The organism is Priestia sp. 53B2 (genome assembly GCF_056099005.1).
Genome location: NZ_JBLZXA010000030.1, coordinates 324,675 through 344,300 on the forward strand (window position 1 = coordinate 324,675; position 19,626 = coordinate 344,300).

Consider the following 19,626-nt stretch of genomic DNA (forward strand, 5'->3'; position numbering starts at 1 on the left):
TTTCCATTTATTCTATCCCAAAATCTTCTTCTATGCCGTATTTACAATTTTCCCAATGCATTTTATACTTATTTTACAAATATTTGAAAGGAGGTGCAGCATGATGAAAATAATGTTAAATAAGAAAATCAAGCTGCGCCGAGTATGCGTTTTTGGCGCTTAGCTTTTAAGGAGATCATACAATGAAAGTAGCATTAGTACGTCATTACAAAGTAAACAAAGGGCTTCCAGAAAATCACCGCTTATCCACCGATGAACTAGTAACTTGGTTTCAGGAATATGATGAATCAGATATTACGTATGGAGAGACTGATTTAAATAATATTGAATGGAAACGCTGTTTTTCAAGCGATATGCCGCGTGCACATAAAACGGCAAAGCATATTTATAAACAAGAGATCACTCTTCTTTCGGAACTTAGAGAAATACCTATGCCTATTATTCCAGTAAAATTCAAACTTCCTTTTATCCCATGGGTATTACTGTTTCGCTTGTCCGGACTCATCAACAAACAAGCTCGTAAAGATATGGCTGAGGCTAAGAGAAAAGTAGCAGCAGTGCTAGATCGCGCTATTTCTGAGTCAGAAGACGATTTGCTGATTGTCAGCCACGGAGGAATTATGAAGTTTATGCGTAAAGAACTTATAAAACGCGGCTTTAAAGGGCCTCGGTTTGATATTGCTGTTAACGGAAAGCTTTATCTTTTTGAAAAGCAATAGAATGAAACTTACTAGAAAAAGTCGCAGAGACTACTCTCTGCGACTTTTTAATAACCATTTTCTTCAATTGTTAATGCTTCACGCAAAGCGATATCTTTTCGGATATTATGAGCGATTTCACGCGTGATTTCTCCTTTTTCATAAAGTTCTTGTACTGTTTCCCGCTCGGTATGAAACGCTTTATAACATAAATCTCTCGTTGCTTTTTTACGTTTGCGTGAATTATACTCCGTACTCTCTTTTCTAAGTCTTGCCATGGATCTATGGTATTCACTAATAATAGCAAGTGAAATCATTCGATTTTCTTCGTTCATATTTTCTTTAATGACCTTTATCGCTTCTTCAATCATTTGAATACGTACTTTATTCACTTTGCTTCTTCTTCGCAAGCTTTGTTTTCTTAACGCCTGCTTATTCGGTGAAAAAATTCGGACTAGTAATAATAAAACTTTTTTAAACCTCATCCAGCTCACCAATAATTTGTACCTTACACGATTGGTTACAGCCATTTCAAGCTTGTGCGTATGTTCCAAACAAATATACGCTGTCTCACGGTCTATTTTTTCCTCTTTTAATAGCTTTTCCACCAATTTCCCTTTGGCCTGAAGAGCCAGCAATCGAATTTCTTCTTCATACTGTTTGTTTTCAGAGGCTTCTAAAGGATGAGTTTTAACGATGATGTTATTAATCGTTGTATTATACGTTGAAATTAACGAAAGGGCTGCTCCACGATTTTCCTCGGTCATTTCCCTTTTTAACCGCTGAATAGCAGCTTTGTGCACTTTAATGCGTGCTTTAACCTCTTTTGTATTGCGCTCAGGCTTCTTCGGCGCCTTTTCTGTTTTCGCAATGACAGGTAAAAGAATACTTGCCGCAACTAAGGTTAACAATATAACGCCTGCTGCTAGAAAAATAATCAGAGAGCGTTCCGGAAAATCACTGCCGTTATCAAGCGTATAAGGAATCGAAAACGCTCCGGCTAACGTAACAGCTCCTCGTACACCTGAAACCGTAATAATGCCAATAGACCGAGGCTCAGGTTTTAGATGCTTGTTATTTTTGTAATACCAGCCTACTGACCATGACACCATCACCCAAATAAATCGTAGTACAAACAAAAAGACAGTAATAATCAAAATATAAAGAAGCACTTGTCCATTATTAAAGTTTGGATCTTGAATAATTGCTTTCGCCACTTTTGGTATTTGCAGACCAAGCAGTACAAACACCAAGCCATTTAACAAATATAAAATAACCGTCCAAGTACTTTTTGATACTACTTTAAGCTGCTGGTTAGGTGACTCCTCTCGGTCTCGCTCAATCGCATGCACAATGCCGCCTGCTACAACTGCCAAGATTCCTGATAAATGAAAATGTTCAGCAATGTAGAAGACAACAAATGGAGTTAGAATTTGTATTAACATATGAATCGTAATGTCTTCCATTCCTAAACGTCGAACAAGTACGCGCAGTCTAATAATCAGAAAAGCGATAAATGCTCCTACAAACAAACCGCCCAGCGCTACCCAAAGGAACTGAAATGTAGCATCTACTATCGAAAAGACGCCCGTTACGGTAGCAGCTACTGCTACTTGAAACGCTACAAGACCAGAGGCATCATTCATCAGCCCTTCGCCTTCAAGCAAATGCATAATTCGTTTAGGCAGTTTTACTCGGCTCGCCATAGCTCCAACAGCCACTACATCTGTTGGGGACAAAATAGCGGCTAGTGCAAATGCCGCCGGTAACGGAATGGAAGGGATGAGCCAATTGATTAGATATCCCCCTACTGCCACCGTTACAAAAACCAGTCCCAGCGCTAGTAATAAAATAGGTGTACGAAGCTTCCAAAGAGCAGCTCTTGACACGTTTTTCCCATCATTAAATAATAGCGGGGCAATAAATAAAATAAAAAATAACTCAGGCTCTAAATGTACATCTCCGCCAAATGGTAAGATAGCAAGCCCTGCTCCCAAAGCTATTTGAACTAATGGAACAGGAATAAATGGAACAAAATGATTAATGATATTAGATAGACCAATCAAAGCCAATAAGACTAATATCGTCAGGAAAAATTCCATAAAAACAATCGACTCCTACTTCTATTTACATCCTTTTAAAGGTATCACGTTATCTCTTTTCGTTCATTTTATAGTGTTTAGTTTACGCTTTTTCTGCCAAAAAATGTTGCGGGTTATTAAAAAGTGCTCTTTCTTTTCGGTAAGTTTATTTCTACGGACATTAAGGGAACAGTATACATGATATTCTTTATTTACCATATAAATCAGCTCATCAAACTTTTATAAGGGAGGTGTTCCCTTATCCGTTTCAACGGGGTAAGGAGATAAATTTGGAAACAGTAAATGTCATTTTATTCATCGTATTAATCATATTAACAGCCTTTTTTGTTGCAACGGAATTTGCCGTCATTAGGGTACGGTCGACTAGAATCGACCAGTTAATTGAAGAAGGAAACCGGAACGCTTTAGCGGCAAAAAAAGTAGTATCAAATTTAGATGGTTATCTTTCAGCCACACAGCTGGGCATTACGGTTACCGCACTGGGTCTAGGCTGGATAGGTGAACCTACGGTAGGTCATTTATTAGAGCCGCTTATTGACATGCTTCCTTTTGCTACATCACTTTCGCATGTCATATCTTTTGTTCTTGCTTTTTCGATTGTCACATTTTTAAATGTGGTAGCTGGGGAACTTGCGCCCAAAACAGTGGCGATTCAAAAAGCCGAACAAGTGACGCTGTTATTTTCCCGTCCTCTTATTCTTTTTTCTAAGTTACTCTATCCGTTTATTTGGCTTTTAAACCACTCAGCAAGAGGCGTAGTCGGATTATTCGGCCTGAAGCCAGCTTCTGAAAATGAAGTAGCTCATAGTGAAGAAGAACTTAGAATTATTTTATCTGAAAGCTATGAGAGCGGTGAAATTAATCAATCGGAATTTAAGTTTATGAATAATATTTTTGAATTTGATAATCGTACGGCCAAAGAAATCATGGTGCCTCGTACAGAAATTGTTAGCGTATCAGCAGGTGAAACGATAGAAGAATTCTTAAAAATGGCTAGAGTAGAGCAATATACTCGCTATCCAGTAGTTGTAGATGGAAACAAAGATCAAGTGGTGGGATTAGTTAATATTAAAGAAATATTAGCGGATTACATAAAAGAAGATGATATTAAACCACGTACCGTGCAAACGTATATGAAACCCATCATTCAAGTCATTGATTCCATCGCCATTTACGACTTATTGCTTAAAATTCAAAAAGACAGAATTCACATGGCCATCTTAATAGACGAGTACGGAGGAACAACAGGGCTTGTAACGGTAGAAGACATTTTAGAAGAAATTGTTGGTGAAATTCGTGATGAATTTGATGATGATGAAATACCGGACGTACACAAAATTAATGAAAATCACTACGTACTCGATGCGAAGGTGTTGATTGAAGAAGTAAATGATTTACTCGGAACAAATATTGAACAAGAAGACGTTGATACCATTGGCGGCTGGATGCTGACCGAAAAGTTTGATCTTGCTAAAGGTGATAGCATCACAAACGAAAGTTTTTCATTTAAAGTTATTGATATTGAACATCACCATATTAAACGAATCGAAATAACAAAGGAAAAAAGTACGGATAACAGCTGATTATCCGTACTTTTTTTGATGCTCTTTTTTAAATTTCAAGTACTCCTTATTCTCTCGTACCTCCTTCCATTTTTTCATAAAAATAGCTGCCGATTCTGCTTTTTGTTCATCAATTTTCCGTTCGTTGCGCTCTCCGTCTTTGCCATATTTCTTTCCACCTTTGTAGTTCGCATAGCGCCTGGATCGCGTGTATCCCATTTGGAGAAATTTCCGGGCCATGTCCATTCCAACAAAATCTTTTTTTTCTTTATAGGTCAAAAAAAGCTGATAGATAGCGTCCGCGGATTCCTCAGCAATTTCTGGTGTTCGAAAACGCCAATGAGGAAGAATCTCACTTTTATATGGCTCAACAAGGAGAACTCCTTGTTCACCTTTTCCTACTCTATATTTTTCAGGATGTTTTCTGAAATCTATATGCTCAAAATCAAGTGAATAATCAAATGCCATGGCTCTTCCCTCCTTTTTGGTCTCTACCCTTTACAAACGAATGATGAAACTTTCCTTAGAGAAGTTTTGCACATGCAGATGCGGGTAATAATAGGAGGATAAGTATGACTAAACTTTTTTCTCCTTGTTAGAAGAAGTCCGAACTTATTAAATCATGATACGGGAGATTTTGTTATGTCAATAAAGCTACAGCAAAACCGAATAAAGGCTAATTTTTGGATCACTCCTGCCTTATACGGCATTATTGCTTTTGTCTTAGCCACTATTAGTACATTTTTAGATCGGTATTTAACCGCTCACAAACAGTGGTTAAAATTGGTTCCTTCTGTGTTTCTAACAGATAAAGAGCTTGCTCATACCATTTTAAGCTCAGTGTCAAATTCTTTATTAACGATGACAACGATTACCTTTTCTTCTGTTTTAGTGGTGCTGACCACGTTCGTAGGCCAGTTTTCCCCTAGAACGATTCAAAATTTTAATACAGATGCCAAAACTCAGCGTGTGCTTGGCACTTTTATCGGTGGATACGTATACGTGCTTGTACTGCTTATTCAAGTTCGCAGCAATCAAGTCAGCAATACCTTTATTGTTCCTTCATTAGCGATTGTGGTAGCATTCATTTGCCTAGGGATGTTTGTGTTTTTGATTCACCACGTTATTAACTGGATTAAAGTCGGAAATTTAATTTCAAACATTGCTAAAAAAACGATGCTTACTATTGAAGAGAGACAGCTAGAACAACAAAGGACCCCCCAATCAAAGAATGAAAAACAGCTTAATTTTGATAGTGAAAAAACGCTGCAAATTAAAAGTAACAAACAAGGATATATTCAATATATTGAACTCAACCACTTAACAACCCTAGCATCTAAATTAAATGTCATTGTTAAACTTGAAAAAGCACCCGGTGAGTATGTAGAAGCTGATACACCACTGTTAAGCGTGATGCATCACAATCAATCGTTAGAAAAGGAAAAATTTCTTCATTGTTTGTTTATTACAAATGACCAGGAATCAATTCAAGACGTAAAATTAGGCATCCAAAAGCTAAGTGAAATTGCATTAAGAGCTATTTCACCAGCTATTAATGATCCTGAAACAGCCATTAACTGTATTGAACAGCTCACGCAAGTGTTTATTAAACTTGGAAAGAGCTATTCTTCTTCTCCTTATTATTACGATGAAAAAGGGTGCATTCGAGTATGCTAGAAAAACCTTCTTTTATGGATTATTTGTACAAAGCAATCTATCAAATTCGCCATTATGGGAAAGAAGATGTTTCAGTGATGTCTGCTGTCATTAAGGCATTAACCGTAATCGCTGAAACAAATCGCTCTGCCATCAAAAACGACGTCTGGGTTTTTTCTTCCTATATCGTAGAAGGGCTGCAAAAAGAAGAGTGGCTTAAAATGGACAAAGAGTTTCTCAATCAGCTCCTCAAAAACCTTGCAAAAGCTTGTGAGAAAAAATATGATTCTATGCTGATAGAATAAAAACAAAAACGCCGTTCATTCACTGAGCGGCGTTTTTTTACGATATAAAGTGCTCTATTTCTTCTCTCTTTTTCACGACTATCAGTTTATCGTGATATGACGTACGAAGGATATGCAAAATTTCAGGTTTACTTTGCTTTTCGAAGTCTGAATCCCACTGAAACATTTTAATAAAAATAGAAAGCGTGGGTGCATAATTCGCTTTTTCTATTTTAGCCTTTTGCAGAACATACCTTCTTAGAATAAACCAAACTCTTTTTAAATAATGCGTATCGAGAAAAATAATAAGATCAGCTCTATCAAAACTTTCTCTCACCCACGTATAATGTACGCCTTCTATGATCCATTCTTTTGAAGCTGCAATATGATGTAAACACTTTTTTCGATCCGCTTCACTTCTTCTTTTATCTCCTTCCTGTGTTCGTTCCCACATAACATTATCAAGTTCATAGTGAGGAAGTTTTAATCTATGAGCTAGTAAACGAGCAAAAGTCGTTTTTCCACTTCCAACGATATGTATTTTTTTACATTGAGAGTTTTGCATACTTCATGTCCCCCTACTTCCAACCTATTTTTTACACATATTGTATAATTCAAGTTCTTTTTCTCTAATGCAAACGAGAACGTTTTATGCTAGTATTTTATGGTACTTGACTGACAAAAGGAGTGAAACTACAGTGCCTAAAACCCTTTTTGGAAAACTTACGCTGTTTTGGATTGGACTATTTTTATTGATTACAGGACTATTTTTTTATTATAAGTATACAAACCAAGGTTTTACCGCTGATGATTTATTCTTTCGCGTTTCTCCTCCTTTAGCTGCTATTGGGTTTCTTTTAAGCGCAGCGGGACTTTACGAAGAACGAGGAAAAAACAAGCTAATTCCTCTTATTGTACTCAGCATTAGTTTTATCATGCTTTGTCAAGCCGGCTATCATTTTATCCATATGCATACTCCACCGCCTCGTCCCTGAACTCGCCTCTGTCTCATTTATAAAAAAGCTCTTCATTTAGTATACTAAACGAAGAGCTTTACTCTCTATTCAAATAAACGCACAAGCTTTTCTGTATAAGGATGCCTGTTTTTATCAAATAGCTTTGCACGTTCAAACTGATCAATAACCTCACCTTGCTGCATAACTATCATGCGGGTGCTCATAAAATTTACCGCTGCTAAATCATGCGAAATAAACAGATAAGACAGCTGAAGCGTCTCCTGCAAATCTTTTAATAAATTTAAAATTTTTGCTTGTACCGTAACGTCAAGGCTCGCTGTTGGTTCGTCTAGCAGCACTAGAGAAGGACCTACGCTAATAGCACGTGCAATCGCTACACGCTGAAGCTGTCCACCGCTGAGTTCATGAGGATAACTCAGCGCATATTCTGCGCTGATCCCCACTTTTTCTAACAAATAATGAGCGATTTCTTTTTCACTCTTACTCACGTGAGATAAAAATGGAGGAACGGTTCGCTGCTGACGCAAAGGCTCGAGTAAAGAATCAATGATTTTTACTTTCGGGTTAAAAGAAGCCGCGGGGTTTTGAAAGACAACCTGCATGCCTAAACGAGCTTGCTGCAGTTTTTTTCCTTTTAACCTATGAAGAGGTTTCTCTGCAAACCATACTTCTCCCTGCTGAATTTCTGTTAACCTTAGCACACTTTTTACAAGCGTACTTTTTCCGCTTCCACTTTCTCCAACAATCCCTACACATTCTCCTTTATCAATATGCAGAGAAACATTATTCAGCGCTTTAACGTCTTTATATTTTTTCACAAGCTGCTTGACGCGTAATATACTTTTTTCTTTCATATCCTACTCCTATATCAACACTTTTTCCTGAGTATCTGCTAATCGATCAGGCGTTTTCTGTAAAGAAGGAATGGCGTTAAACAGTTTTTTTGTATAAAAGTGATGCGGCGCGTGAAGCAAAGATTCAATACTGTTTTCTTCCACGATTTCTCCTGCTAGCATAATAGCTGCTCGGTCTGCATATTTCCGCACGTGACGCAAATCATGGGTAATAAACAGAATGGCACAGCCTGCTTCTTCTTTCAGCTTATAGAGCAGCTGAAGAACTTCAGCTGCTGCCACACTGTCTAAAGCAGTAGTTGGTTCATCGGCGATAATCAAGGCAGGCTTCATCATCAGCGCTAAAGCAATCGCCGCTCGCTGAAGCTGTCCTCCGCTCAGCTGAGAAGCATAGCTTTTATACACGCGTTCATTCGGTAAATTCACAGCTTTTAGAGCCTGAAAAATGGCCGCTTTCCTGTCTTTTTTAGACAGTTTACTATGTGTACGAATCGTTTCATCAAACTGCTTTCCAATCGTTAAAAAAGGTGTAAAAGCGCTTCGATAATCTTGAAAGATATACGAAATATCTTTTCCAAGGATAGGCGCATCTCTTTTCTGCTTAAAAGTAATAGAACCTCCTTTAAGCGTTACACCTGACGGCAGCAGCCCTCCTATTGAAGCAGCAGTGATGCTTTTCCCGCTTCCGCTTTCTCCAACGAGCGCCATCCACTGCCCTTGGTCGATTGTAAGAGAAACGTCTTTTACGATTTGTTTTGTTTTATTATGAATGGCTAGATGCTTTACTTCTAAAACGATGACGATCACCTCTTTTATCGATTAACTTGATATTTCCCTCGAATATATTCACCTAAAGCTGTAAACGTCAGCACAAATAAAATAATGGCCGTGCCTGGTATCAACATTAACTGCGGAGCATTGTAAAAGTAGGCCCTGCCTTCATTTAGCATCGTTCCCCATTCCGGAGTAGGCGGCTGAGTCCCTAGTCCAATATAGGACAATGAAGCCATCATTAAAATAATTTTCCCTATATCCAGCGTAGCAAGAACAAGAACATGTCCTCCTACATGAGGAAGAAAATGGCGCAGGATTAAAGGTAGTGTTCCCACTCCGCTTAATTTAGCAATCATCACATATTCTTTTGACTTTTCTTGAAGCACAATACTGCGCACTACCCTTGCATAACTAACCCACTTTACAATAACTATCGCGGCAATTAAGTTAAATAATCCAGGCCCTAACAGCCCACTTAAGACGATGGCTGCAATATAATCAGGAAAAGCTAAAAATGCATCTACAATTCTCATTAAAAAGCGATCTATCTTTCCTCCAATATACCCTGAAATTAAACCAACCGGGACCCCAATCAAAAGAGAAAGAGCTAAGACAAGAAAACTCGTTCCAATCGTAGTCTGAGCTCCAGCTATGATTCGTGAAAAAAGATCTCTGCCCAAATGATCAGTTCCTAGCCAGTGATCACTGGTGGCTTTTTGAAGACGGTCTTGCATGTTCACTTGTGTGGGATCTGTTGGTGTTAGCTGACTTCCAAACAGACAAAATAAAATGAGCGCCATAACAAAAACGCTTATCACTACAAAAGGAAGCTGAGTTTTTTTCACGTTTTATCCCCTCTCTTTACGTAGAGCTGGGGATTTACATATTTGTAGCTCAAATCCACAAGTGAATTAATGAAAACAACAAACAGGCCCATCCACAAAATATACCCTTGAATCACAGGATAATCACGATTCATAATTGCATCAATAACTAACTTTCCAATTCCAGGATAAGCAAAAAGCACTTCAATGATGACTGTTCCTCCAAGCAAACTGCCTAAGCTCGTCCCTAAAATGGTAAGGATGGGCGTTAAGCTATACCGAAACGCATGGAAAATAAAAATTCGGCTTTCACTGATTCCTCTTGCTCGAGCGGATCGTACAAAATCTTGTTTCAGTCCTTCTAGCAGACTAGCTCTAATCATTCGCATATACACAGCGGACATGGCAAAACCAAGTGTTAAAGAAGGCATCACAAGATGGGCTGCTGTGCCTGTACCCATTGAAGGAAGCCATTGAAGATGTACAGAGAACAGCTGTATAAACAAAAGGCCGAGCCAAAAGCTGGGAATAGATGCTCCAATTAAGGACACACTTCTGCTGAGATAATCAATCCACTTGTTCGGATACAGTGCTGACAGCGTGCCGAGTGGCACAGCTATTAACAGCATCACAACCAAAGATGCAGCCGTCAAGCGCAGCGTAGCCGGAAATTTTTCGGCTAATTCATCGATGACAGGCTCTTTTGTCATATACGAAGACCCTAAATCAAACTGAAAAAAGCGTTTCAGCCATTTTACGTATTGAATATATACAGGTTCATTAAACCCTAGCTCTGTTCTTAAACTATTTATTTGTTCCTCAGAAACTGCCACGTCATCTACGCGGAGCATTTGCTTAACTGGGTCTCCTGGAGCTAGCTTCATCAAAACAAAGCTGAGAAACGATAGGATAACTAAAAAAATGAGTAATTCTATTATTCTTTTACCAATTAATTTCATATCTACTTCACATCTAAATCCTTTGTTATCACATAGTATTCACTTTTAGTTGTAACCCAATTTTCCACATTTTTTCTATAGGCCACAAAATTATTCGGATGAACAATTGAAGAGTGCAGCGTTTCCTTTTCTACTATTTCTCCAGCTTGTCTTGCCAACTTATTGCGCTGTTTTTGATCAACTGTTCTGTTCAACTCAGTAATAGTGGAAGTTAACGCTGGTTCATGAAAATGCCCAACATTAAATGCTCCTCCATCCATATAAAGAGCATTAAAGAAATACCCTGCGTCTCCTCGAGGCGCGGTTACTAGACTATATGTAACGATTCCCCAATCATCTTTTGTTGTCATATACTCGTCCATATTTTCTACTTGTTGAATCTCTACTTTTACACCAATTTTTTTTGCTTCTGACTGAAGCAGTTGTGACATTAAAGGCAGCTCTGGACGATAAGGGTATGTAACAAGCTTAAAGGAAAGCTGTTTTCCATTTTTTATTACTTTTCCATCCTTGAGTATATAACCGGCTTTTTCTAAATATTTTTGAGCCTCACTTGGTCCATAGGTTTTCGTTTTTTGATCGTTCGAAAAATCTAAACTCTTTAAAAATGGACCTGCTGCTGGTGACCCTTGACCTGCGAGTGCTGTGTCGACAACATCTTTGGGATTTAATAATACATCAAACGCTTTTCTCACATTTTTATCTTTAAAAGCTTCTTGCCTTGAATTATAGAAAAGCATTTGATTTCTGAGACTTGGCTGTATATCGACTACAATTGAAGGATCCTTTTTCAACGTGTTTAAGCTTTCAATAGCCGGACGATACACAATATCGGCTTCACCTGATTGTAAAGCGGAAGTGCGTGCATTTTCATCATCATTAAATGTTAACACAACTTCATCCAATTTTGGTTCCCCGCCCCAGTATTCTTTATATTTTTTTACTTTCATTTCATTATCCGGTTTAAACGAAGCTACTTTAAATGGCCCTGTTCCCACGGGTTTACTTTTTGTATCTGGAGCATCTACATCAATAATTGCCGTGTTTGGATGAACAAGTTCAGAAGGCAGCGTGGCAAGCGGCTCTGTTGTTGTAATGGTTAAGATTTGGCCACTGGCTTTCATTTCTTTAATTTTAAGTGCACTTTTCATTGCTTCGCTTTCTTTTATCGTTCTTTCTAACGAATTTTTCACGGCTTCAGCATTCAGATCCTTGCCATTTTGAAACGTAATCCCGTCTCTAATCTCAAATACCCAGGTCGTCCCATCGTCTTCTGTTTTCCACTTTTTTGAAAGCCATGGTTCAATCTGTAATTGCTCATTAACTTTTACTAACGTTTCGGCAATACCAGCTCGTACAGTTGTATAATTCAACTGTGGATCGAGCGTGTCACTTGGAAAATTCGATACAAAAGTAAGTGATTTCTTTTCACTCTTTTCTTCGGTACTCGCAGAGTTACTCGAACATGCCGCTAGCATACCTATCGCAGCAAGCGTTAAGCATAGCAGACTTATCCTTTTTCTCATACAAATCCCTCCTTTATTCAAAACTATCTTTCTTTTATGTACGGTCTCTAACTATAACTTCCCCCTTTTAAATCGTAACGATTATTATTATCATAAAAAGTTTAATTTGTTTACCTTACTTTGTCAACAAAGGTTTTTAAAGGATATTGGTGCTCTAACACTTGTTTTCACCCGTTATGATGATTAAATTTATTGATAACGCATACAAATGAGCATAAAAAAAACAAAGCCTTCTCAAGGCTTTGTTTATGCAGCGTGTTTTTTTCTTTTATATTTCCACATCATATATCGATAACGAATCGTGCAGCCTATACAATATCCCATCAGTGCTACACCAGCAGCAAGAATCACCATTATACTAAATACATAGCCGACAAGCGATAACCCATTAAAAATGAAATGAAAGCAACCCCCATACATATCGTTGCAATCCATTGGTTAAAAAGCTGCTGATCCCGGTCTTCCATTTGATAAGAAGAAGCAGGCTTTTTGAGAAGCTTTTTCCCTGCCATAATTACGGGATTACGCTTTGTTGCAAGTGTGACTACTCCAACGAGAAAAGGCAAAAGTAAAAGCCACTTTGCCGCAAGTAAAGCGAGCAAAACCGTTATAACGATAAAGAGTTGATTAAGCTGAACTAATGGTTTGGGAATGCTCATGGAACTCCTCCTTCTTAAAACCCATTATACAAATTGGTTTACTAATTTAAAAGAAAAAGCACTCCAAATGAGCGATAAGACTCATATAAAAAAGTTACATGATTTCACTAACGTACTTTAAGATCAGTATCGTAAATAAAACCAAGACAACGTATCGTAAAGAACGAATTCGACGTTGAAGAAGACGTTTTACATGCCTTTTATTACGCATATGGGTTCTTCCTTTCGTATATTGAATTGTCTTTAGACACACTTATATCATACTTTTTCGAAAAAAACCAACGTCAGAAAAAATTGCCAAGAACCACAGCTCTATGCGCTTAGAAAGCCTTTTCCAATTACATCTCGTACATCGTGTACAATCACAAATGCTTCATCATCAATTTTTTTAATCAGCTTTTTAAGTTTAATAAGCTCTTGTTTATTAATGACCACATACAAGATTTCTTTTGATTCTTTTGTATAGTTCCCTCGACCGTTTAGAATCGTTACTCCGCGATCAAGCTGTTCATTGATTTGATCCGCTACTTCATTTTTGTTGCTTGAAATAACGGTAACGGCCTTTTTAGCATCAAACCCTTCAATAACGAAGTCAATTACTTTTGTTGTAATGTACAGCATGACGATCGTAAATAGTAGCTTTTCGATTCCAATAATAAAATAAGAAGCCAATACCACTAGTAAATCAACAATTAAAAGTGCATGACTGACTTTCCAGTTTAAAAACTTATTTAGAATTCGAGCAATAATGGCTGAACCTGCTGTTGTTCCACCAACTCGCAAAATCATCCCAATTCCAACGCCTAGCAGTACACCGGCAAAAACCATGCCAATGAGCTCTTCATGAAGATGAAGACCCCAGCCTTCAGTTACGTGAAGAAAAATAGATGTAGCGATAATCGTAATCATCGTATAGACGATGGTTTTTTTCTCTAAAAATTTATACCCTACGATAAGCAAGATACCGTTTAAAATAAAGTTAGTGACGCCCGTTGAAAGATGCGTTGTATAATATAAAATAATTGATATACCGGTAACGCCGCCTTCACCTAGTCCTATTGGAATGACGAACATGTTAACTGCAAGTGAAAATACAAACGAACCTATTAATAAAAAGATGACATCTTTTACTGTTTTACTCATCGATTAAACCCTCCTCGGCATAAAAATTCACATAAAAAAGCCCCTTCTCCAAAAGAGAAGAGACGCTTATGTTTAGTTTTTATATTACGTATTCTTAAATTGCCATGTATGACTATAATATGTTCACATACGTTTGTCAAACGGAAAGTTTATGCATTATGTGTAACCAAGGCTATGAGCCATTTATCTTTTATGTATACTAGGAATGTTTTAATTTATTTAAACAAAGACGGATGCAGGAATTAGTTGACTCAATTAATTCTTTATCGCCTTTTTTCAATCGAATTTCTAACGCGCGTTGAAAATAGTGATGTGCTCTGGAAACAACCCGCTGATCAAGTAAACATTTTCCATAATGCTGATAGACAAAGTCTTCATATATGTGAAGGTCTTCATCTGCTTTTAATTGTTCAATGAGTAGCTGAAACGTTTCATTCGCTTTATCCCACTGTTCTTGCCAGTGATATGTATGTCCAAGTCTGATCGTATTCAAAAATTCACCTATTGTATCAACATGTCGGTCATATAGATAAATGGCCAGCAGCAGATGTCTTTCACTGCTCGTTAATTCTCCAAGTATGCGCTCATATACACCAATATGTCCATATGTTTTAGCAGCGGCACACTCATCCTCTTCTTCAAGAGCTCGTTTCTTTAAATAGATAATTCCCTGCTTCATTTGGTGGGGGTTAATCGGAACTTCTCGAAGCTGTTCATTAAATCGATAACTCATATTAAACGGAAGATCTCTGATGTTCATGCACGCTCCTTTCATGTGGCACATCAGCAAACATACTTTCATGACCGCTTGCTTATGGTCCATTGGATGTAGGATTCTTTCCATTTTGATACGTTTACGCGATTTACAGGAAAGCTCAGCAAAAGTGCTGAGCTGTTGGTTCTTATTATTTTACTTATATATCCATTTTATCACAAAAAATACTACCGTAAAGATGCTCAGGCAGTCTTCATATAAAAAAATGGTTTTTTATCAATAAAAATGGTTTTATGCTCTTGAAAGCCTATACGCTGATACAATTTTTTGGCTTCTACGTTATTATATTCAACGTTTAACGATAAAAACATCTTACGCTTTTTGGCTTCTTGCTTGGCTACATTTAAAAGAGCCGTTCCTATCCCTTTTCCACGGTAAGCTTCATCTACACATAGAGAGTCAATATAATAATCTCCGTGTTCAGTTTCTATATCAATTTCCCACGCTGGATTATTAAGTTTAGCACGTACAAAACGCTTAACTGGTTCATAAAGCGTTTGTAACATACTTCCTTCGTAGCAAAGCATAAGTCCAACTACCTTCTCGTCGACTTCTGCGACTGTAATATGATGATAGCTATAGCGATTCTTCTCAGACAGAATAAACGCTTTAAGTCTTAAAAGCGCTTCTTCATTCGTTGTAGCCGCCGTATGAGAGCATGCAATACTGCCAAGCATGTCATAAAGTAATTCCGTTACAGCAGAAGCATCTTCTTTTCTTGCTTTCCTTATTTTCACGATTTTCAAACTCCCTTTATTCTCTTCGCTTGCGTTATTTGTAGCAAACCTTCTTACCTATCTACTTTAACACGAAAAAGAAAAGAAAGAAAAAATTAACTCCTAATCTTCCTTTCATTGTATAATTAATGTATATTTTCAAATGAATGGATGATGACTATGAAAAAACGCCGTCAGCAGAAAGATACTACGATGAGCGGATGGGGAGTTTTAGCAGAAATTCTTGTTCAAGTGCCTCACCTGCTCATATGGCCACTGCGTCTTCTTATACGGATCGGTCGCTCTTTGTTGGATGGTATTTAGCCAGTCCTATGCACATCCTTACTGAACTCACAAAAAAGAAACTCAGCAGCTACTGAATTTCTTTGTTAGTTTTTTGCTTTTTTGTATCCCGCTTCTTGCGCATCTTTTTCGGTACAAAACCAAATGACGTTGTTCATGGTTTGATTATAGTGTGCCCCTGTTGGCACGTGATAAATTTTAGAGTTTTGATTTCCTTTTATTTTACTTTCACAGCTTTTGGCAGACTGAGTATCCTTTTGTTTAGAAGAGGACTGATTTTTTACAGCACCCGTATTATATCCTCTTTCTTGTGCATAGTTTTCAATACTCCAGATGCCTTTTTCGCTTTTTCGAGCCTGCTCCTGTATTTTCTTAAATTCATCTACGTACTTTGTATTAGGAGGAAATACTGCTACGCGGGCTAACCCTTTTGCTAGCAGCTCTTCATTATACAACTCATTGTCTATCCATACATAAGCAAGCAAGCGTCCATATTGATCACGCTCTTGCACATCAAATTCAAGGGTAATTTCCTGTCCTTCTAGCCTTTTTTTGGTGTAAGCAGATGCTTCTGGACCAAAGGGCTGTACGCCTAGTTTGGGATGCTTTGTTTCGGGGGTATCAACAAGAAGTAGTCGCACTCGGTCCGTCTTTCCGTTCAGCATTTTCACTTTAAGCGTATCACCGTCCACTACTCTTTCTACCGTAGCTGCCTCACCTACTACATCTTCACGACTTGCTTTAGAAGGACTGTGATCGTCTTCTTGATCTGATGAATCTTCTACTTGAACTGCTTGTTTTGTATCGGTAGAAGATGTGCTTGAATGACTTGCCTGCTCATCGCTGCATCCAGTAAGAAGCAGCATAAACGTCGCGAGCATCGCGTAAATAATTGCTTTTATTTCTTTCAAAACCCGAGTCCTCCTTTAACACGTTCCCTATCTACTATATAAAAGTAAAATGATTTTATAAATAGTGTAAATCACCTAAAAACAAAAACTCGTGAAAATACCTTTCACGAGTTTTTTCGTGCAACTATTATAAAAATTGGTTACCTGTTTTAAAGTCATTATTTTAAATAGCATCTATTTTATTTTTACCTCACGAACACATTTTTCGTTTTCGTGTATCCAGATTTTTAATCATGAGGATATTTTACACTACAAATACATTTATCGTCTACCAGCTTATAAGAATAAGGAATAGCCGCACAAATAGAATAAGTATGAATATTTCAATATAATAACTGACTAACATGATTACTATTTTTTTGTAACATAAATAAGAGCCCTCATTAACAATAGCTAATAGGGCTCTTCAAACCTTTGTTTTTACGATCGAATTTTTTGTTTGCGCATCCACTGGGTAGCGACCCACTTTTCTCCTTTTATAACAGGAGCTCCCCCGTGGAGAGTACGGTCATTAAGTTCAGCGTCACTATAAAAATATTCAAAGTACACGGCCATTCCTTTTGTCGGAGATACGGAAAGACCCAGCTTAGGAAAATAAGTTTCTCCTCCTTCTTCGACATCGTTTAAGTACATAACCAATGTACTAATACGGTTATTTTTAGATGCTTTACTTGCAGAAGTGAAATAATCGTGATGTGCTTTGTATTCTTGATCAGGCAAGTATTTTAAAACTTGAAGACCTTCAGCATATTCAATAGACGGTCCCATTATCTTAGAAAGTCTTCTTTCAATTTGATGTACAAGCTCATTTTCGCTTTCTTCAAAAAACATGCCGCTGCTCGTTCGAATACTGTTTATTTCACGTTCAGCGCCAATTTTTGATCGCTGCATTTTATCTTTAGATAGCTGTATAAGTTCATCACATTCTTCGTTACTTAGAACATTTCCTAAAACTAGAACAAGAGGCTCTTCAAATCGAGCAACAATATCAATCTCTCTGTCTTCTAATTTAATTTTATTCCCTGAATGGCTAAAAATCGTTTGTTCTTTCGTTAGTAAAGATGTATTAGTTAGAATCATCTTTTATCGGCTCCTCGAAATAGCTATTTTCCACTTCTTCACTTCATTGCATGTAAACGCTTACTAATAAGAATTATATCATGTATACGAAGTAAATTCTGCTAGCAAAGGAAATAAATAAAAAGAAGCCCGTTATATAACGAAGCTCCCTCGTTTTTTCTTATATGTTTCACCTATATTTTGAATACTTTGCAACAGCTTCTAAAAAATTCTTTTAATCTAAAGCATACGTGTCAAAGGCTGCCTAAAATCATCGGTACACAAGTTCTTTTTTACTTAAATCAAGCGTTTGTGCTGTAGAAGCATGAATTTCGTTAAAAAGCGCTGGATTTTCTACCAAAGATAAGCCGTAAGAAGGAATCATTTCTTTTATTTTTGATTCCCATTTCTTCATATGCTGCGGGAAACACTTTTCTAGCACTTCAAGCATGACATGAACAGCAGTCGAAGCACCTGGCGAAGCCCCGAGCAATGCAGCAACGGAACCATCAGCTGAACTCACAACTTCTGTACCAAATTGAAGAGTTCCTTTACCTCCGGCTTCCGTATCTTTGATTACTTGTACACGCTGACCCGCTACGACGATATCCCAGTCTTCGCTTTTTGCGTTTGGAATAAACTCGCGAAGTTCTTCCATACGCTTTTCATTGGACAACAGCACCTGTTGAATCAAGTATTTCGTTAAGCCCATCTCTTTGACGCCTGCTGCTAACATTGTTAAGATATTATTCGGTTTTACAGAATTGATTAAATCCAAATTTGAACCCGTTTTTAAGAACTTTGGTGAAAATCCGGCAAAAGGTCCAAACAGCAGTGTTTTTTTGCGTTCGATATAGCGTGTATCAAGGTGCGGAACCGACATTGGCGGAGCACCAACCTTTGCTTTTCCGTACACTTTCCCGTGATGCTGCGCTACAACTTCGGGGTTATTGCATACCATAAATAATCCGCTTACCGGGAACCCTCCAATATGTTTGGACTCAGGAATACCCGTTTTTTGGAGTAAAGACAGACTTCCGCCTCCTCCTCCGATAAAAACAAAGTTCGCCGTGTGATATTCCTGTTTGCCGCTATGAATATCATGTACTTTTACTTCCCACGAGCCGTCTGCGTTACGTGTCAGATTTTCAACGCTGTGGTTATAGTTTATTTCTACGCTTTTACTTTTTAAATGTGTAAACAACATACGAGTTAAAGCTCCAAAGTTCACGTCCGTCCCTGAGTCAATTTTGGTTGCCGCAATTGCTTCAGTCGATGTACGGCCTTTCATAACAAGCGGCATCCATTCTTTTAACTTTTCAGGACGATCCGAATACTCCATCCCTTGAAACAACGGATTATTTGATAGCGCTTCAAAACGTTTTTTCAGAAAGGATACGTTCTTTTCTCCTTGTACGAAACTTATATGAGGGATTGGCATAATAAACTCTTGCGGATGATGAATTAAATTACTGCTTACAAGATACGACCAAAACTGTCTTGAAAGCTGAAACTGTTCATTAATTCGCACTGCTTTCGTAATATCTATAGATCCGTCAGCTTGTTCAGATGTATAGTTCAACTCGCACAGTGCAGCATGGCCAGTCCCTGCATTATTCCATTCATTCGAGCTTTCTTCTCCTGCATCTGCGAGTTTCTCAAATACTTTGATTTCCCATTCCGGCGCTAACTCTTTTAGTAAAGATCCCAACGTTGCGCTCATAACTCCGGCCCCAATTAAGATAACGTCTGTTTTTTTATATACATTGCTCATCACAATCTTCCTTATCTTTTATATTTTTAAAAAGCACCTTTTAGCAACACGCCTGTTCTACCTGACTCTC

At 37.8% G+C, this 19,626-nt stretch carries 19 protein-coding genes and 1 pseudogene; 5 read left to right on the plus strand and 15 right to left on the minus strand.

Annotation, left to right across the window (positions count from 1 at the left end; translation table 11 throughout):
* Positions 1 to 182 precede the first annotated feature (182 nt).
* A complete protein-coding gene (locus tag ACN6NE_RS26340; protein WP_474328232.1) occupies positions 183 to 719 on the plus strand; it encodes a histidine phosphatase family protein in 537 nt (178 codons plus the stop codon).
* Positions 720 to 766: 47 nt separating this feature from the next.
* Here ACN6NE_RS26340 and ACN6NE_RS26345 read toward each other — a convergent pair whose 3' ends face one another.
* Positions 767 to 2,800 carry a Na+/H+ antiporter gene (locus tag ACN6NE_RS26345; protein ID WP_129710238.1) on the minus strand — a complete coding sequence of 678 codons (2,034 nt, stop codon included), beginning with the start codon at positions 2,798 to 2,800 and terminating at the stop codon, positions 767 to 769.
* A gap of 269 nt (positions 2,801 to 3,069) precedes the next feature.
* Between ACN6NE_RS26345 and ACN6NE_RS26350 the strand changes: the two genes are divergently transcribed.
* Positions 3,070 to 4,383, plus strand: coding sequence for a hemolysin family protein (locus ACN6NE_RS26350; protein WP_129710240.1), 1,314 nt, complete (start codon positions 3,070 to 3,072; stop codon positions 4,381 to 4,383).
* Here the strand turns inward: ACN6NE_RS26350 and ACN6NE_RS26355 are convergent, their stop codons facing one another.
* On the minus strand, positions 4,384 to 4,830 hold the full coding sequence (locus tag ACN6NE_RS26355; protein WP_025751329.1) for a DUF4385 domain-containing protein: 447 nt from the start codon (positions 4,828 to 4,830) through the stop codon (positions 4,384 to 4,386).
* A gap of 174 nt (positions 4,831 to 5,004) precedes the next feature.
* Between ACN6NE_RS26355 and ACN6NE_RS26360 the strand changes: the two genes are divergently transcribed.
* Together ACN6NE_RS26360 and ACN6NE_RS26365 are read left to right on the plus strand one after the other, a co-directional pair.
* Complete coding sequence (locus ACN6NE_RS26360; RefSeq protein WP_474328235.1) at positions 5,005 to 6,039, plus strand: DUF2254 domain-containing protein; 1,035 nt, start codon at positions 5,005 to 5,007, stop codon at positions 6,037 to 6,039.
* Positions 6,033 to 6,323: a hypothetical protein gene (locus ACN6NE_RS26365; RefSeq protein WP_474328237.1), complete on the plus strand. Its 291-nt coding sequence runs from the start codon at positions 6,033 to 6,035 to the stop codon at positions 6,321 to 6,323. The genes ACN6NE_RS26360 and ACN6NE_RS26365 overlap by 7 nt, the downstream gene beginning before the upstream one ends.
* A 37-nt stretch (positions 6,324 to 6,360) precedes the next feature.
* Here the strand turns inward: ACN6NE_RS26365 and ACN6NE_RS26370 are convergent, their stop codons facing one another.
* Positions 6,361 to 6,867 carry a P-loop NTPase family protein gene (locus ACN6NE_RS26370; protein WP_129710242.1) on the minus strand — a complete coding sequence of 169 codons (507 nt, stop codon included), beginning with the start codon at positions 6,865 to 6,867 and terminating at the stop codon, positions 6,361 to 6,363.
* A 133-nt stretch (positions 6,868 to 7,000) separates the two neighbouring features.
* On the opposite strand from ACN6NE_RS26370, the gene ACN6NE_RS26375 reads away from it, so the two are divergent.
* Positions 7,001 to 7,297, plus strand: a complete 297-nt coding sequence (locus ACN6NE_RS26375) for a hypothetical protein (RefSeq protein WP_057244640.1) — start codon at positions 7,001 to 7,003, stop codon at positions 7,295 to 7,297.
* Positions 7,298 to 7,362: 65 nt separating this feature from the next.
* Here the strand turns inward: ACN6NE_RS26375 and ACN6NE_RS26380 are convergent, their stop codons facing one another.
* The 12 genes and pseudogenes from ACN6NE_RS26380 to ACN6NE_RS26435 form a co-directional block, all read right to left on the minus strand.
* On the minus strand, positions 7,363 to 8,133 hold the full coding sequence (locus ACN6NE_RS26380; RefSeq protein ID WP_129710244.1) for an ABC transporter ATP-binding protein: 771 nt from the start codon (positions 8,131 to 8,133) through the stop codon (positions 7,363 to 7,365).
* A 9-nt stretch (positions 8,134 to 8,142) separates the two neighbouring features.
* The gene (locus ACN6NE_RS26385; protein ID WP_129710246.1) at positions 8,143 to 8,940 is read right to left on the minus strand and encodes an ABC transporter ATP-binding protein; all 798 of its coding nucleotides are present in this window, start codon (positions 8,938 to 8,940) and stop codon (positions 8,143 to 8,145) included.
* Positions 8,941 to 8,945: 5 nt separating this feature from the next.
* Positions 8,946 to 9,752 carry a nickel transporter permease gene (gene nikC, locus ACN6NE_RS26390; RefSeq protein WP_129710248.1) on the minus strand — a complete coding sequence of 269 codons (807 nt, stop codon included), beginning with the start codon at positions 9,750 to 9,752 and terminating at the stop codon, positions 8,946 to 8,948.
* Positions 9,749 to 10,690 (minus strand): nickel ABC transporter permease, encoded by a 942-nt coding sequence (gene nikB / locus ACN6NE_RS26395; protein WP_474328241.1) that lies wholly within the window; start codon positions 10,688 to 10,690, stop codon positions 9,749 to 9,751. Before nikB ends, nikC begins: the two co-directional genes overlap by 4 nt.
* A gap of 2 nt (positions 10,691 to 10,692) precedes the next feature.
* Entirely contained in the window at positions 10,693 to 12,216 is a 1,524-nt protein-coding gene (nikA, locus tag ACN6NE_RS26400; protein ID WP_129710252.1) for a nickel ABC transporter substrate-binding protein, read from the minus strand.
* Positions 12,217 to 12,462: 246 nt separating this feature from the next.
* Positions 12,463 to 12,875 (minus strand): annotated as a pseudogene (locus tag ACN6NE_RS26405) (DUF4395 domain-containing protein).
* Between the two features lie 312 nt (positions 12,876 to 13,187).
* Positions 13,188 to 14,018: a YitT family protein gene (locus tag ACN6NE_RS26410; RefSeq protein ID WP_129710254.1), complete on the minus strand. Its 831-nt coding sequence runs from the start codon at positions 14,016 to 14,018 to the stop codon at positions 13,188 to 13,190.
* 199 nt (positions 14,019 to 14,217) lie between these two features.
* Complete coding sequence (locus ACN6NE_RS26415) at positions 14,218 to 14,778, minus strand: hypothetical protein (protein ID WP_474328244.1); 561 nt, start codon at positions 14,776 to 14,778, stop codon at positions 14,218 to 14,220.
* A gap of 197 nt (positions 14,779 to 14,975) precedes the next feature.
* Positions 14,976 to 15,530 (minus strand): GNAT family N-acetyltransferase, encoded by a 555-nt coding sequence (locus ACN6NE_RS26420; protein WP_129710258.1) that lies wholly within the window; start codon positions 15,528 to 15,530, stop codon positions 14,976 to 14,978.
* Between the two features lie 368 nt (positions 15,531 to 15,898).
* The gene (locus tag ACN6NE_RS26425) at positions 15,899 to 16,723 is read right to left on the minus strand and encodes a thermonuclease family protein (protein ID WP_129710262.1); all 825 of its coding nucleotides are present in this window, start codon (positions 16,721 to 16,723) and stop codon (positions 15,899 to 15,901) included.
* Positions 16,724 to 17,143: 420 nt separating this feature from the next.
* On the minus strand, positions 17,144 to 17,803 hold the full coding sequence (locus ACN6NE_RS26430; RefSeq protein ID WP_129710264.1) for a 2OG-Fe(II) oxygenase: 660 nt from the start codon (positions 17,801 to 17,803) through the stop codon (positions 17,144 to 17,146).
* Between the two features lie 250 nt (positions 17,804 to 18,053).
* The gene (locus ACN6NE_RS26435; protein ID WP_129710265.1) at positions 18,054 to 19,556 is read right to left on the minus strand and encodes a malate:quinone oxidoreductase; all 1,503 of its coding nucleotides are present in this window, start codon (positions 19,554 to 19,556) and stop codon (positions 18,054 to 18,056) included.
* Positions 19,557 to 19,626: the final 70 nt, after the last annotated feature.

Coding starts and splice junctions, on each gene's coding strand:
- ACN6NE_RS26340 (WP_474328232.1), top strand. CDS start 183: ATGAAAGTAGCATTAGTACGTCATTACAAAGTAAACAAAGGGCTTCCA.
- ACN6NE_RS26345 (WP_129710238.1), bottom strand. CDS start 2,800: ATGGAATTTTTCCTGACGATATTAGTCTTATTGGCTTTGATTGGTCTA.
- ACN6NE_RS26355 (WP_025751329.1), bottom strand. CDS start 4,830: ATGGCATTTGATTATTCACTTGATTTTGAGCATATAGATTTCAGAAAA.
- ACN6NE_RS26360 (WP_474328235.1), top strand. CDS start 5,005: ATGTCAATAAAGCTACAGCAAAACCGAATAAAGGCTAATTTTTGGATC.
- ACN6NE_RS26365 (WP_474328237.1), top strand. CDS start 6,033: ATGCTAGAAAAACCTTCTTTTATGGATTATTTGTACAAAGCAATCTAT.
- ACN6NE_RS26370 (WP_129710242.1), bottom strand. CDS start 6,867: ATGCAAAACTCTCAATGTAAAAAAATACATATCGTTGGAAGTGGAAAA.
- ACN6NE_RS26380 (WP_129710244.1), bottom strand. CDS start 8,133: ATGAAAGAAAAAAGTATATTACGCGTCAAGCAGCTTGTGAAAAAATAT.
- nikB (WP_474328241.1), bottom strand. CDS start 10,690: ATGAAATTAATTGGTAAAAGAATAATAGAATTACTCATTTTTTTAGTT.
- nikA (WP_129710252.1), bottom strand. CDS start 12,216: ATGAGAAAAAGGATAAGTCTGCTATGCTTAACGCTTGCTGCGATAGGT.
- ACN6NE_RS26410 (WP_129710254.1), bottom strand. CDS start 14,018: ATGAGTAAAACAGTAAAAGATGTCATCTTTTTATTAATAGGTTCGTTT.
- ACN6NE_RS26415 (WP_474328244.1), bottom strand. CDS start 14,778: ATGAACATCAGAGATCTTCCGTTTAATATGAGTTATCGATTTAATGAA.
- ACN6NE_RS26430 (WP_129710264.1), bottom strand. CDS start 17,803: ATGATTCTAACTAATACATCTTTACTAACGAAAGAACAAACGATTTTT.
- ACN6NE_RS26435 (WP_129710265.1), bottom strand. CDS start 19,556: ATGAGCAATGTATATAAAAAAACAGACGTTATCTTAATTGGGGCCGGA.